Source organism: Pseudomonas sp. FP1742 (assembly GCF_030687145.1).
Lineage (GTDB): Bacteria > Pseudomonadota > Gammaproteobacteria > Pseudomonadales > Pseudomonadaceae > Aquipseudomonas > Aquipseudomonas frederiksbergensis_D.
On record NZ_CP117460.1, the window covers coordinates 5,058,979 to 5,072,024 of the forward strand.

Consider the following 13,046-nt stretch of genomic DNA (forward strand, 5'->3'; position numbering starts at 1 on the left):
CTGGGGGGGTGGGCGCTTGATGATAGTGGTGTCCCAGGGCAGGTTCGAACTGCCAACCTTCCCCTTAGGAGGGGGATGCTCTATCCAATTGAGCTACTGAGACACAAGTCGCCCGCAAGGAATGCGGGGCGATGGACGGCATGCATGTTAACGGGCAGGCCCGCTTTTGTCATGTCGTCCGTAGGCTTTTTAAGTGTAGGCAGGCGCCTCACAGAAGCGTGGCGTTGTTTACCGTGCAAATTGCATCACCGCAAAATGCCATCATTGCAAAATGCAATGCCAGCATTTTGCGAAAATATCCTAATTGTTTGTTTTTAAAGGATTTAATTGCCGTTAAACTTTTGGCATGCGGGCTGCTTCGACTGTTCTCAAAGAACGAAGGAGATCAGCCCCATGAACAGCGCTCTTTTAGTCGCGAATGCAGTGGCCCTGGCGGTTCTGTTGGGTTTTCAGTTCTTCCCCGAAAACGATGCCGTGGCGCTTGCCCAACGCGCGCCCCATTACCTGCAGCTGCAAAAAGCGCCTCAATTGGCAACCATGAGCGATCAACACAGTTTTGTCGGCCAAGAGGTGAGCCAGGAGAGTCTTCAACCGCGCATACAGTCTTTTGAACGCTTGGTATTTTGAATCACCCCATCAGGAGCACAGCATGTCCAAATCGGCCGCAGGGTTTTTCATCCTCGCCTTACTAAGTGGCATCCTTCATCTGTCTTTGGTCCAGGACGCGGTCGTCACCCTGCCCTTGATTGCCTGCGGCGTGTTCGGTGCACTTTTTGTGCTGGCGCTGATCGCCGGGCGCAAGATCAAATTCGATCCGGTTTTGCGCTGACGCTCAGCAGCTCCAGAAGCCTGGCGACGGTCACAGCCAAGTCGCCGGAGTTATCAAGTCGGCGGATCGGTGCATCACCCATTGAATTGTCTGAATCATCAGCCGTGAATAACGTATTGCGGTGCAGTCTCGCTTCAATTTCTGCGAGGCTCTCACGCCCCCGCCGCCGCAGGCGCTCTCGCAGAACTTCATCCCTGACCGTCAATAGCACCGGCAATAGCTTGGGATAGCGCTGTTGCGCTTGTTCCAGGTGCCCGCGCGAACCATTGACCAGCACATCGCGACCTTCCTTGAGCCACTGATCTATGAGCACAGGAATACCGTAATCCAGCCCATTGGCCTGCCACGACAGCGCGAAATCCCCTTTGTTTCTGCGTCGCTCGAACTCTTCGCGGGATACCTCGATGGCGTCTTCACCCACGGATTCAGCCGACCGCGTGATAACCCGACGCACCACCTCACAATTATGTGCCCGCAACGGCCCGCGAGCGGCTTCGATGAGGCTGTCCTTGCCGGATCCCGAAGGCCCCATTAAATAAATCAGCCTGCCATCCATCCTGAAATCATCCCATACCATCCGTCTGCCCTAGTAAATCGGCCATTTGCCACTATCCTGTTAAGGTAAGGAACAAGGATCGAATCCGCATAGCATGCACCTTCAGGGGTCTTCAGGCATCTCCTGTCGGGCAAGAGGACGCGGTCAGCGATACGGACTCATGGAATGTTTTCAAACCAGTCCGCATTTCTGATAATAGGTGCTGGCATTAAGCCTTTACCCGGATCAATATTTGTCACAGAATTGACGCCAATGATCTGGCTAATTTGAGGCATGATGCGTGCCTCTTTCAATTCAGGTTGAACATTTGGTCGGAGTGCTTGTCCTATCTGACATCCTGCGGCCAATCCCGAGAACCGCTCCCCTGAACTAACCGGTTAAATATATGCGCCCATTGAAACAGGCAATTTATTCCAGCCGTACGGCTGACAAGTTCGTCGTACGTCTGCCAGACGGAATGCGTGAACGCATTGCCGAGGTGGCTCGCAATCATCATCGCAGCATGAATTCTGAAATCATCGCGCGCCTTGAGCAGAGTCTTATTCAGGAAGGCGCGTTGGGCGAAGAATTGAGCATGCGCCTGGACAGCCCCGAGCTGTCATTGCACGAACGCGAACTGCTGCAACGCTTCCGCCAACTCTCCCACCGTCAGCAAAACGCACTGGTTTCGCTGATCGCCCATGACGCCGAAATGGCCGCAGACGTTTCCTGATTCATCCCGAAAGCTCAAGCCAGCGTAATTGCTGGCTTTTTTTTGCCTGAAATTCAGGTAAAAAAAAACCCGCCGATTCCGGCGGGCTTTTTTAAGGCAGGGTGTCAGAGCAGGAAAATTGTCGCCAACCCGAGGAAGATGAAGAAGCCTCCACTGTCGGTCATGGCCGTGATCATCACACTGGCTCCCATCGCCGGGTCACGCCCGAGCCGCGCCAGGGTCATCGGAATCAACACCCCCATTAACGCTGCAAGCAACAGGTTAAGCGTCATGGCGGCGGTCATCACCACGCCAAGGGACCAACTGCCATAAAGCAGGTAGGACACCACACCAATCACCCCACCCCAGACCAGGCCATTGATCAAGGCGACCGCCAATTCCTTGCGCATCAAACGCGATGTATTGCCGGTACTGACCTGGTCCAGCGCCATGGCCCGAACGATCATGGTGATCGTCTGGTTACCCGAATTGCCACCGATACCTGCCACGATCGGCATCAATGCCGCGAGGGCCACCAGTTTCTCGATGGAGCCTTCGAACAAACCGATCACCCGGGATGCAACGAATGCAGTGATCAGGTTCACCGCCAGCCAGGCCCAACGGTTGCGCAGGGACTTCCAGACTGACGCAAAAATATCTTCTTCTTCACGCAGACCCGCCATGTTGAGAACTTCGTTTTCGCTCTCTTCACGAATCAGGTCGACCATTTCATCGATGGTCAGACGACCGATCAGCTTGCCGTTCTTGTCGACCACCGGGGCCGAGATCAAGTCGTAACGCTCGAAGGCCTGAGCGGCCTCGTAAGCGTCTTCATCCGGATGGAAACTCACCGGATCGCTGGCCATGACTTCCGAAACCTGCTTTTCCGGGTCATTGACCAGCAGGCGCTTGATCGGCAATACGCCCTTGAGCACGCCGTCGTAATCGACCACGAACAGTTTGTCGGTATGGCTTGGCAGCTCTTTGAGACGGCGCAGATAACGCAAAACCACTTCGAGACTGACATCCTCACGGATGGTCACCATCTCGAAGTCCATCAGCGCACCGACCTGCTCCTCGTCATAGGACAACGCGGAGCGGACGCGCTCGCGCTGCTGAGCATCGAGGGTTTCCATCAGCTCGTGGACGACGTCTCGCGGCAGCTCGGAGGCCAGGTCAGCGAGTTCGTCGGCGTCCATGTCCTTGGCTGCCGCCAGGAGTTCGTGATCGTCCATGTCGGCGATCAGGGTTTCACGAACCGAATCGGATACTTCGAGCAGGATGTCGCCGTCGCGGTCGGCCTTGACCAATTGCCAGACGGTCAGACGATCGTCCAGTGGCAGAGCTTCAAGGATGTAGGCAACGTCGGCGGAGTGCAGATCATCGAGCTTGCGCTGCAACTCGACGAGGTTTTGCCGGTGAACCAGGTTCTCGACCCGGTCGTGATGCGGACCTTCCTGGCGGTGAGTCAGGTCTTCGACCACCCGCTGGCGCTGCAGCAGCTCAATGACTTGAGCAAGGCGGTCCTGCAAGCTTTCCTGCGTTTTCTTTACTTCAACTTCAGACATAGGCGAACTCCACTCCCAGCAGCGGGGCACGCCGGAAGGATCAATCAGTCAATTCATGATTGTAAAAACGGGGTACTGAGTAACTACTGGGTAAGTCCATGGAGGTATTCCACAAGCCCCGGCGGGGCTGACGGGCGCAATGATAACACCGCCTGACGGTTTTAAACGTTAAAAAATCGTGGCTGAAACAAGCGGTTGCGAGACAAACCTGAGCGCTGTCCTGATCCATGGAACTGCGACGACTTATCCTGAAAAGAAAACACACCATCGTCGAAAAATGTATTGGCTACTCTTGATAAGGACCGTCAGGAGGACGCCGAATGCCATGGAATGTTCATTATTTTTTGCTAGCCACCCTGCTCTGCCAGCCGCTTTGGGCGTTTGCCACGACTGTTCACCGATGCGAAGCCCCCAATGGGCACATCACCTTCACAACCTTGAGCTGTACGACTGGAGAAAGCCTTTCGCTTCAGGACGTGCAAACCTTCTTGCCAGGTAGCACGACAGCCCTGATGCCAGAAGCCGAGGTCCGTAAAACATCCGGTATGAAAAACCTAAGAAGAGAGCCGACGGTCGTTGGTCAATCCGAGGACAAATGTGGAAATCTGCTCAGCGCGAAGGAACGCCGCATAGCGATCATCAATCAGCGTGTCGTTGCCGGCATGAACCAACAGGACGTCGAAAGCGCTCTCGGCAAGCCAGACAAGATCAGCACCCGCAATTCAGCCATGAGCTACCGCTATGACAACAAGCGGGGGCGCAGTGCTCACATCGAGTTCGACGAGAAAGGTTGTACCAAAGGAAAAGCCAAATCGCAGACGGCAAAAAGCCCGCGTTAAACGCGGGCTTTTTGGTGTTTGGTGCACTCGACAGGATTCGAACCTGTGACCGCTCGGTTCGTAGCCGAGTACTCTATCCAGCTGAGCTACGAGTGCATTTGTGTTTTTATACCAGATCACAACTGGTTGGAGCCAAGTTATTCACATTGCTGCAAACAACTCTTAAATGGTGCACTCGACAGGATTCGAACCTGTGACCGCTCGGTTCGTAGCCGAGTACTCTATCCAGCTGAGCTACGAGTGCATTTGTTGCCGCGCATTATAGGCCGTTAAATCTTTTTGTAAAGCACTTTTTCTAGTAATTTCAACAACTTACCGAAGAAGCCAGATTACAACGTACTAAGCAAATAATGGCGGAGAACGGGGGATTCGAACCCCCGACACCCTTTTGAGGTGTACTCCCTTAGCAGGGGAGCGCCTTCGGCCACTCGGCCAGCTCTCCGCAACACGGGGCGTATATTAACCAGCTTTATCCCCGTTTGCAAACATAAAAAACGATAAAAATTAATGGCTTGGTTCTTCGTCCTTCTCTTTCTTGATACGCAGGTAAATTTCCTCACGGTGGACAGCCACCTCTTTCGGGGCGTTGACACCAATACGCACTTGATTTCCTTTAACGCCGAGCACGGTCACGGTGATTTCGCCATCACCAATAATCAGGCTTTCTGCGCACCGACGAGTCAGAATCAGCATACCTTTCTCCTCACGCATTTCATTTCAGGGACAACAGTCTGCAAAAAAAAGGCATTCGACCTACAACCGAAAAGGTCGCAGCCCTACATGCCTGAGTATTGACTAGCGCGAGCAAAAGAACAGCTTTGGTACGCACCATTCAAAAAAACGAAAGGGCGCGGTCAGACCGCGCCCTCCGGGAAACGCATTACTCGCCCTGTCGGGCTGGTGCGTCCAGTTCGAAAGCCGTGTGCAGAGCGCGCACAGCCAGTTCCAGGTACTTCTCTTCGATCACAACGGAGACTTTGATTTCCGATGTCGAGATCATCTGGATGTTGATGCTTTCTTTGGCCAGGGATTCGAACATGCGGCTGGCCACGCCTGCGTGGGAACGCATACCGACGCCAACGATCGAGACCTTGGCAATCTTGGTGTCGCCAACGACTTCACGGGCACCGATCTCGCGAGCGGTGTTTTCCAACACGGTTTGCGCCGCCTGGTAATCGTTGCGATGCACGGTGAAGGTGAAGTCGGTGGTGTTATCGTGCGCAACGTTCTGCACGATCATGTCGACTTCGATATTCGCGGCACTGATCGGGCCGAGAATCTTGAACGCCACGCCCGGGGTGTCTGGCACGCCACGGATAGTCAGCTTGGCTTCATCGCGGTTGAAAGCGATGCCGGAAATGATCGGCTGTTCCATGGTTTCCTCTTCATCAATAGTAATGAGGGTGCCCGGACCCTCCTTGAAGCTGTGCAGTACGCGCAGCGGAACGTTGTACTTGCCGGCGAATTCCACCGCACGGATCTGCAATACCTTGGAACCGAGGCTGGCCATTTCCAGCATCTCTTCAAAGGTGATCTTGTCCAGACGCTGGGCCACGGACACTACACGCGGGTCGGTGGTGTAGACGCCATCGACGTCGGTATAGATCTGGCATTCGTCAGCCTTCAGGGCTGCCGCCAGCGCCACACCGGTGGTGTCGGAGCCGCCACGACCAAGCGTGGTGATATTGCCGTGCTCGTCAACGCCCTGGAAACCGGCGACAACGACGACACGACCTGCCTTCAGATCACCGCGAATCTTCTGGTCATCAATCTGCAGGATTCGCGCTTTATTGTGCGCGCTATCCGTCAGAATCCGTACCTGGTTGCCGGTGTACGACACCGCCGGCACGCCGCGCTTGATCAGCGCCATGGCCAACAGTGCAATCGTCACCTGCTCACCGGTGGACACGATCACATCCAGCTCGCGAGGAACCGGTTGGCCGTCGCCACTGATTTGCTTGGCCAGATCGATCAGACGGTTGGTTTCGCCGCTCATTGCAGACAGCACAACCACCAGGTCATCGCCCGCATCGCGGAATTTCTTAACCTTGTCGGCGACCTGCTCGATTCTCTCGACAGTGCCGACTGAGGTGCCTCCAAATTTCTGTACGATCAAAGCCATTTCAAAGCCGCCTCTGCCCATGAAGGGCGCCCAATAATCACTCAAACAGCGTTCTGGCCCGCCACTAGACCGCGGGCCAGGCACACTGCCTTATAAACCCTGCTCTACAAATGGAACAGTCAGGGCCAATGCGGCATCCAGTGCGCCAGCGTCAGTACCACCGCCTTGCGCCATGTCTGGACGACCACCGCCCTTCCCGCCCACTGCCGCAGCGGCTTGCTTCATCAAATCACCGGCTTTGAGTTGGCCAGTCAGGTCTTTGGTCACGCCTGCAACCAGAACGACCTTTTCCTCATGGACACTGCCGAGCAGGATCACTGCGCGGCCGAGTTTGTTTTTCAGTTGATCGACCAGCGCCAGCAGCGCCTTGCCATCCTGACCGTCCAGACGCACGGCCAGTACTTTCACGCCTTTGACGTCCAGGGCAGAAGCCGACAGATCGTCGCCCGCCGCACTGGCCGCCTTGGCCTGCAACTGCTCGAGTTGCTTCTCCAGCAGACGGTTGCGCTCCAGCACAGCCGACAGCTTGTCGATCAGGTTGTCGCGGCTGCCCTTGACCAGGTTGGCCGCTTCCTTGAGTTGTTCCTCAGCCGCGTTCAAGTAGGCCAGCGCTGCTGCGCCAGTCACAGCCTCGATACGACGCACACCGGAGGCAACACCGCCTTCGCTGATGATTTTCAGCAGACCGATGTCGCCGGTACGGGTGGCGTGAATACCGCCGCACAGTTCGACGGAGAAATCGCCCATGCTCAGCACGCGAACACTGTCGCCGTACTTCTCGCCGAACAGCGCCATGGCGCCTTTCTGCTTGGCGGTTTCGATGTCGGTTTCTTCGGTTTCAACCTCGGAGTTCTTGCGGATCTCGGCGTTGACGATGTCTTCCAGCGCCTTCAACTGCTCAGGCTTGATCGCTTCGAAGTGGCTGAAGTCAAAGCGTAGACGCTGACTGTCGACCAACGAACCTTTCTGCTGAACGTGCTCGCCCAGTACCTGGCGCAATGCGGCGTGCAGCAAGTGAGTCGCCGAGTGGTTCAGCGACGTCGCATGACGCACTTCGGCATCGACATGAGTCTCCACCGGAGCCCCTACGATCAGGCTGCCCGAATCCAGCACGCCGTGGTGCAGGAACGCGCCGCCGGTCTTGGTGGTGTCGCGCACGTCGAAACGCGCAGCGCCAGCCTGGAGGAAGCCGCAATCACCAATCTGACCACCGGATTCGGCATAGAACGGCGTCTGATCGAGAACGACCACGCCCTCTTCGCCTTCGCTCAGTACGTCAACCGATTGCCCTTCTTTATAGAGCGCAACGATTTTGGCGGAACCGCTGTGAGCGGTGTAACCGGTGAATTCGGTGGCCACGTCAACCTTGACCAGGCTGTTGTAGTCCATGCCGAAGGAGCTGGCGGAGCGGGCACGCACGCGCTGGGCTTCCATTTCGCGCTCGAAGCCTTCCTCATCGATGGTCAGGTTGCGCTCACGGGCGATGTCGCCGGTCAGGTCCATCGGGAAGCCGTAGGTGTCGTAAAGCTTGAACACCACGTCGCCCGGTACCACGTCGCCTTTGAGTTCGGCCAGATCCTGCTCGAGGATTTTCAGACCCTGTTCCAGGGTCTTGGCGAATTGTTCTTCTTCGGCTTTCAGGACGCGCTCGATGTGCGCCTGCTGGGACTTCAGCTCTGGGAACGCTTCGCCCATCTCGGCGACCAGGGCCGCAACGATCTGGTAGAAGAAGCTGCCCTTGGCGCCCAGTTTGTTACCGTGACGGCAAGCGCGGCGAATGATCCGGCGCAACACATAACCACGGCCTTCGTTGGACGGCAGCACGCCGTCGGCAATCAGGAAGCCGCAGGAACGGATGTGGTCCGCCACGACTTTCAGGGAAGCCTGGTTGTCGTTGGTGCAACCGATGGCCTTGGCCGATGCGCTCAGCAGGCTCTGGAACAGGTCGATTTCATAGTTCGAGTGAACGTGCTGCAGCACGGCACTGATCCGCTCAAGACCCATGCCGGTGTCTACCGACGGGGCTGGCAGCGGGTGCAACACGCCATCGGCGGTGCGGTTGAACTGCATGAACACGTTGTTCCAGATTTCGATGTAACGGTCGCCGTCTTCTTCCGGCGAGCCCGGTGGGCCACCCCAGATGTCGGCGCCGTGATCGTAGAAAATCTCGGTGCAAGGACCGCACGGGCCGGTATCGCCCATGGTCCAGAAGTTGTCGGAGGCGTACGGCGCACCCTTGTTGTCACCGATGCGAACCATGCGCTCGGCCGGTACACCGACTTCCTTGGTCCAGATGTCGTAGGCCTCGTCATCGCTGGCGTAGACAGTGACCCAGAGCTTTTCTTTAGGCAGGTTCAGCCATTTGTCGGAGGTCAGGAACGTCCAGGCAAAGGTAATGGCGTCACGCTTGAAATAATCACCGAAGCTGAAGTTACCCAGCATTTCGAAGAAGGTGTGGTGACGGGCGGTATAACCGACGTTTTCCAGGTCGTTGTGCTTGCCGCCGGCGCGCACGCATTTCTGGCTGCTGACGGCGCGGGTGTACGCGCGTTTTTCCTGGCCCAGGAAGCAGTCCTTGAACTGGTTCATCCCCGCGTTAGTGAACAGCAGGGTTGGGTCGTTGCCCGGAATCAAAGAGCTGGAGGCTACACGGGTGTGGCCTTGTTCTTCGAAGAAGCGAAGGAAGGCTTCACGGATTTCTGCGCTTTTCATTAGGTTCTTCCACGGAGGCTGCGGCCAAAGGCCTGTGCGAAACGTCAACAGACGAAGCGACGGCAAAGGGCCGCATTATATCGGCCCTGCGCGCGGGGTACAGCGTGTTTATACGATAGAAACGGTCAATTGGACCGCTAACGCGATCAGATGCGGGAAAACTCGACGAATGTCGCGACAACCTGCTCGATTTGCGCACGGCTGACGTCCATGTGCGTGACCATTCGCAGACGAGCGGCAGCGCTGAGCTTGACCCCGTGTGTCGCGGCGAAGGCCTTGATCGCTTCGGCCTTGTCGCCCATTTTCACGTAAACCATGTTGGTCTGCACCGGTTCGACCTCGTAGCCCGCCGCGCGCAGGCCTTCGGCCAGCAATTGCGCGTTGGTGTGGTCGTCGGCCAGGCGCTGTACGTTGTTATCCAACGCATAGAGCCCCGCCGCCGCGAGAATCCCGGCCTGGCGCATGCCGCCGCCGACCATCTTGCGCAGACGTCGCGCCTTGGCGATCAACTCCGCCGAGCCGCACAGCACCGAACCGATCGGCGCGCCCAGGCCTTTGGACAGGCAAACCGAAACCGAATCGAAATGCTGAGTGATCTCCCGGGCATCGACACCCAGCTTGACCGCCGCGTTGTAGAGCCGGGCACCATCCAGATGCAGCGACAGGCCGTTTTCACGAGTGAAACGGCGAGCCTGGGCCAGATACTCCAGCGGCAGCACCTTGCCCTGCATGGTGTTTTCCAATGCCAGCAAACGGGTGCGGGCGAAGTGGAAGTCGTCCGGCTTGATCGCCGCGGCGACCTGCGCCAGGTCCAGCGAGCCATCGGCCTGCACTTCCAGCGGCTGCGGCTGGATCGAACCGAGCACCGCCGCGCCACCACCTTCGTATTTATAGGTGTGGGCTTGCTGACCGACAATGTATTCATCACCGCGCTCGCAGTGGGCCATCAAGCCCAGCAGGTTGCTCATGGTGCCCGTCGGGACAAACAGTGCCTTGGCAAAACCCAGTCGTTCTGCGAGTTCGGCTTCCAGACGATTGACCGTCGGATCTTCGCCGTAAACGTCGTCACCAGTGGCCGCATTGGCCATCGCGTCGAGCATCCCTGCGGTCGGTTGGGTGACGGTGTCGCTGCGAAGATCGATAACGCTCATGAATCTGGCCTCGGTTAGCAGGGAAAATCCCTTTCAGGATGGAATTACTGCGGTCATGCCGACAAATAATCAAGCCTTGAACGAGGAAAAGGCGCTTTACGTCTTCGAAAAAGCGCAATCCATGTGGGAGCGGGCTTGCTCGCGAAGGCGGACTGACAGTCAACATTTGCGTTGAATGTTAAACCGCTTTCGCGAGCAAGCCCGCTCCCACAGGTTCTGCATTTGATTGACGGGTATTGGCATGCACACCACGGAAATATGTGTTAAAAACCCTTCGCCGCCAAACAAACGGGCGGCAAAACGTTCTCAGGGCGGGGTGCAACTCCCCACCGGCGGTAATTGCGCGCAATGCGCATAGCCCGCGAGCGCTTGGCGACAGGCACGGCAATGGCTGTGATGGCGGCAAGGTCAGCAGACCCGGTGTGATCCCGGGGCCGACGGTCATAGTCCGGATGAAGAGAGAACGGGATTGACGCCGCCCAGGCTTATACCAAAGCGTCGTCCGCAGGCATTTGTGCCTGCGCCCCCTTGAATCCCATTCGATTCATAACGCCCTGTTTTTCACACAAACAGGAGTCAGAACATGCAACCCACCGCAATCGATAGCAAAAGCAAAAACCATCAGGGCGAGCGCGTCGCGTTCATCCAGGCCTGCTGGCACAAGGAAATCGTCGACCAGAGCCGTAAAGGCTTCGTCGCCGAAATGATTGCCCAGGGTTATCAGGAATCGGACATCGATTTCTTCGAAGTCGGCGGCGCCTTTGAAATTCCGCTGCACGCCAAGCTGCTGGCCAAGTCCGGTCGTTATGCCGGCATCGTCGCCGCAGGCCTGGTGGTCGACGGCGGCATCTATCGCCACGAATTCGTCGCCCAGTCGGTGATCAGCGGCCTGATGCAGGTTCAGCTGGAAACTGAAGTACCGGTGTTCTCGGTGGTTCTGACCCCGCACCACTTCCATGCCGGCGAAGAACATCAGAAGTTCTTCTTCGAGCATTTCGTGCATAAGGGTCAGGAAGCGGCGAAGACTTGCGCGGATACGCTGCACAAGACCCGTGCATTGCGTCGCAGCGAGCCTCGCGCATTGGCCGTCTAAACACAGCCTGTGATTTGGGTGGGGTCCGGGCTTCACTCAAATCAAATGTGGGAGCGGACTTGCTCGCGAAAGCGGACTGATAGTCAACAAATACGTTGAATGTTAAACCGCTTTCGCGAGCAAGCCCGCTCCCACATTTGTTATGTGTCGTGCTTAAGCCAGGTTTTCGTCGGTGGTCGGCACGATCAGGATGCCGGCGCGCAGGCCGTTCTTGACCCTGGGGTTGGGGAAGATGATCCGGGCGCCCTGCTCTTCGATGATCCAGCGGGTATTGGCGATATCCTCGGCCAGCACATAACCCACTTTCAATTCCGAAAAGTTTTCGATGTCCGCCGGCAGGTTCAGGCGGAAGCTATCGCTGTGCTTGATGACCTCCCGCGACACACTGAACAACTGCAAACCATCCAGCCCGTCGTCGGTCATGGGTGGCTCGCTGCCTTCGATGATCTGCTTCAGCCGTGCTTCAAGAAGACTGACGTTCACCCCATCGTTCTGCCCGAACGGCCGGGCCTTGCCCAGCTCCAGGGTGAAGGACTCGGCATCGAGCTTGTCGTAGGTGTAGGAGCTGAAGACGATGGAAGGTTTGTTCTGCAACAGCACCGCTTCCATACCGGCGGCGCGCAGGCGAGCCAGTTCCAGGCGTGAATGCTGACGGCCTTCTTTCCAGGGATACAAGGCGAACTGCTCGATTTTCGAGCCACGGATCGCCGTGTGCAGGTCGTAATGCAGGCGATTGCGGTCCGGCAGGCTGAAGAACGTCGCCGCCAGCCGCTCCAGCTCACAAGCGCGCAAGGCCTCGGAGCCGCTGCTTTGTTCGTGTCGGCCGTTGAACAGCCGATTGACGTCCTGCTCGATGAAACGCTCGCCGCGGCGGATAGCCTCGGGATTGCCGAACAGGAACAGAATACGCGCGCGCGGCTTCAAGTCACCGCGGGCGATGTCATGCAACAGGCGATCGAGCAACTCGATCGGCGCTGTTTCATTGCCATGGATGCCTGCCGAAAGCAGCAGGTCCAGGCCATTGTCGCGAGCGTCAGGTGGCCGGACTTCCAGCGCACCTTCGCTCAACCAGCGCATCCGTACGCCTTCGACTGTCAGTTGAGTCTTCTCCGCCGGTTCGCGGCCGGCGAGGGTCAGTTCAAGCAGTTTGCCGAGGGCGAGCATAGAGCGGTTTCCTTAGTGATCGTGATTGCAATCCGGGCCGTGCACGTGGTCCTCATCGCCGCCGAGGTCGGCCGGTTCCATCTCCAGTTGCAGACTTACCAGATTAGTCGCCAATGGGCGCAACAGCAGGTTGGCGTATTCAGCGTCACCCTCTTCGACGTCCACGCCGATCAGCAACTGGCCGCGGCCGTCCTGCTGGATCCACAGCTCTTTGCCTTGCCACATGACCGCGACGCGGGTGCAGGAAGTTTCCAGTTGCGTGCCGTCGGTGTCTTCAAGGATCAGCTGCAGGGTATCGCTCATGTTTTTACGCTCTCGACG

General features: G+C 57.2%; 13 protein-coding genes, 4 tRNA genes and 1 riboswitch. Of the genes, 5 read left to right on the forward strand and 12 right to left on the reverse strand.

The annotated features are described in order from the left end of the window. Window positions 1-26: 26 nt before the first annotated feature. Window positions 27-103 (reverse strand) — tRNA-Arg (locus PSH64_RS22905). Window positions 104-393: 290 nt separating this feature from the next. Here PSH64_RS22905 and PSH64_RS22910 point away from each other — a divergent pair. Then, complete coding sequence (locus tag PSH64_RS22910) at window positions 394-627, forward strand: hypothetical protein (RefSeq protein WP_105346334.1); 234 nt, start codon at window positions 394-396, stop codon at window positions 625-627. Between the two features lie 22 nt (window positions 628-649). Then, window positions 650-829 carry a PA3371 family protein gene (locus tag PSH64_RS22915; protein WP_105346337.1) on the forward strand — a complete coding sequence of 60 codons (180 nt, stop codon included), beginning with the start codon at window positions 650-652 and terminating at the stop codon, window positions 827-829. On the opposite strand, the gene phnN is transcribed toward PSH64_RS22915, so the two are convergent. After that, a complete protein-coding gene (gene phnN / locus PSH64_RS22920; protein ID WP_305481199.1) occupies window positions 804-1,385 on the reverse strand; it encodes a phosphonate metabolism protein/1,5-bisphosphokinase (PRPP-forming) PhnN in 582 nt (193 codons plus the stop codon). The two genes, PSH64_RS22915 and phnN, sit on opposite strands and share 26 nt — an antisense overlap. 385 nt (window positions 1,386-1,770) lie before the next feature. On the opposite strand from phnN, the gene PSH64_RS22925 reads away from it, so the two are divergent. Continuing rightward, window positions 1,771-2,097, forward strand: a complete 327-nt coding sequence (locus PSH64_RS22925) for an Arc family DNA-binding protein (protein WP_018926380.1) — start codon at window positions 1,771-1,773, stop codon at window positions 2,095-2,097. Window positions 2,098-2,201: 104 nt separating this feature from the next. On the opposite strand, the gene mgtE is transcribed toward PSH64_RS22925, so the two are convergent. Next, window positions 2,202-3,644: a magnesium transporter gene (gene mgtE / locus PSH64_RS22930; RefSeq protein ID WP_105346339.1), complete on the reverse strand. Its 1,443-nt coding sequence runs from the start codon at window positions 3,642-3,644 to the stop codon at window positions 2,202-2,204. Between the two features lie 320 nt (window positions 3,645-3,964). On the opposite strand from mgtE, the gene PSH64_RS22935 reads away from it, so the two are divergent. Beyond that, on the forward strand, window positions 3,965-4,483 hold the full coding sequence (locus PSH64_RS22935) for a cell envelope protein SmpA (RefSeq protein ID WP_305478791.1): 519 nt from the start codon (window positions 3,965-3,967) through the stop codon (window positions 4,481-4,483). Between the two features lie 19 nt (window positions 4,484-4,502). Here the strand turns inward: PSH64_RS22935 and PSH64_RS22940 are convergent. The 7 genes from PSH64_RS22940 to ltaE form a co-directional block, all read right to left on the reverse strand. Beyond that, window positions 4,503-4,579, reverse strand: a tRNA-Arg gene (locus tag PSH64_RS22940). Between the two features lie 71 nt (window positions 4,580-4,650). Continuing rightward, a tRNA-Arg gene (locus PSH64_RS22945) sits at window positions 4,651-4,727 on the reverse strand. Between the two features lie 107 nt (window positions 4,728-4,834). After that, window positions 4,835-4,925, reverse strand: a tRNA-Ser gene (locus tag PSH64_RS22950). Window positions 4,926-4,987: 62 nt separating this feature from the next. Then, entirely contained in the window at window positions 4,988-5,176 is a 189-nt protein-coding gene (csrA, locus tag PSH64_RS22955) for a carbon storage regulator CsrA (RefSeq protein ID WP_002554426.1), read from the reverse strand. Between the two features lie 187 nt (window positions 5,177-5,363). Further along, a complete protein-coding gene (locus tag PSH64_RS22960) occupies window positions 5,364-6,605 on the reverse strand; it encodes an aspartate kinase (RefSeq protein ID WP_105346344.1) in 1,242 nt (413 codons plus the stop codon). A 90-nt stretch (window positions 6,606-6,695) separates the two neighbouring features. Further along, window positions 6,696-9,317, reverse strand: a complete 2,622-nt coding sequence (gene alaS, locus PSH64_RS22965; RefSeq protein WP_305478793.1) for an alanine--tRNA ligase — start codon at window positions 9,315-9,317, stop codon at window positions 6,696-6,698. Between the two features lie 146 nt (window positions 9,318-9,463). Then, complete coding sequence (ltaE, locus tag PSH64_RS22970; RefSeq protein ID WP_305478795.1) at window positions 9,464-10,468, reverse strand: low-specificity L-threonine aldolase; 1,005 nt, start codon at window positions 10,466-10,468, stop codon at window positions 9,464-9,466. A gap of 298 nt (window positions 10,469-10,766) precedes the next feature. Continuing rightward, window positions 10,767-10,937: riboswitch (FMN riboswitch) on the forward strand. Window positions 10,938-11,051: 114 nt separating this feature from the next. Here ltaE and PSH64_RS22975 point away from each other — a divergent pair. Continuing rightward, complete coding sequence (locus PSH64_RS22975) at window positions 11,052-11,561, forward strand: 6,7-dimethyl-8-ribityllumazine synthase (protein ID WP_105346354.1); 510 nt, start codon at window positions 11,052-11,054, stop codon at window positions 11,559-11,561. 153 nt (window positions 11,562-11,714) lie between these two features. Here PSH64_RS22975 and astE read toward each other — a convergent pair whose 3' ends face one another. Together astE and PSH64_RS22985 are read right to left on the reverse strand one after the other, a co-directional pair. Continuing rightward, entirely contained in the window at window positions 11,715-12,725 is a 1,011-nt protein-coding gene (gene astE / locus PSH64_RS22980) for a succinylglutamate desuccinylase (RefSeq protein ID WP_105346356.1), read from the reverse strand. Window positions 12,726-12,737: 12 nt separating this feature from the next. Further along, window positions 12,738-13,028 carry a topoisomerase II gene (locus PSH64_RS22985; protein ID WP_105346358.1) on the reverse strand — a complete coding sequence of 97 codons (291 nt, stop codon included), beginning with the start codon at window positions 13,026-13,028 and terminating at the stop codon, window positions 12,738-12,740. Between the last annotated feature and the right edge of the window lie 18 nt (window positions 13,029-13,046).

Coding starts and splice junctions, on each gene's coding strand:
- PSH64_RS22960 (WP_105346344.1), bottom strand. CDS start 6,605: ATGGCTTTGATCGTACAGAAATTTGGAGGCACCTCAGTCGGCACTGTC.
- ltaE (WP_305478795.1), bottom strand. CDS start 10,468: ATGAGCGTTATCGATCTTCGCAGCGACACCGTCACCCAACCGACCGCA.
- csrA (WP_002554426.1), bottom strand. CDS start 5,176: ATGCTGATTCTGACTCGTCGGTGCGCAGAAAGCCTGATTATTGGTGAT.
- PSH64_RS22975 (WP_105346354.1), top strand. CDS start 11,052: ATGCAACCCACCGCAATCGATAGCAAAAGCAAAAACCATCAGGGCGAG.
- alaS (WP_305478793.1), bottom strand. CDS start 9,317: ATGAAAAGCGCAGAAATCCGTGAAGCCTTCCTTCGCTTCTTCGAAGAA.
- PSH64_RS22925 (WP_018926380.1), top strand. CDS start 1,771: ATGCGCCCATTGAAACAGGCAATTTATTCCAGCCGTACGGCTGACAAG.
- mgtE (WP_105346339.1), bottom strand. CDS start 3,644: ATGTCTGAAGTTGAAGTAAAGAAAACGCAGGAAAGCTTGCAGGACCGC.
- PSH64_RS22985 (WP_105346358.1), bottom strand. CDS start 13,028: ATGAGCGATACCCTGCAGCTGATCCTTGAAGACACCGACGGCACGCAA.
- astE (WP_105346356.1), bottom strand. CDS start 12,725: ATGCTCGCCCTCGGCAAACTGCTTGAACTGACCCTCGCCGGCCGCGAA.
- PSH64_RS22910 (WP_105346334.1), top strand. CDS start 394: ATGAACAGCGCTCTTTTAGTCGCGAATGCAGTGGCCCTGGCGGTTCTG.
- PSH64_RS22935 (WP_305478791.1), top strand. CDS start 3,965: ATGCCATGGAATGTTCATTATTTTTTGCTAGCCACCCTGCTCTGCCAG.
- phnN (WP_305481199.1), bottom strand. CDS start 1,385: ATGGATGGCAGGCTGATTTATTTAATGGGGCCTTCGGGATCCGGCAAG.
- PSH64_RS22915 (WP_105346337.1), top strand. CDS start 650: ATGTCCAAATCGGCCGCAGGGTTTTTCATCCTCGCCTTACTAAGTGGC.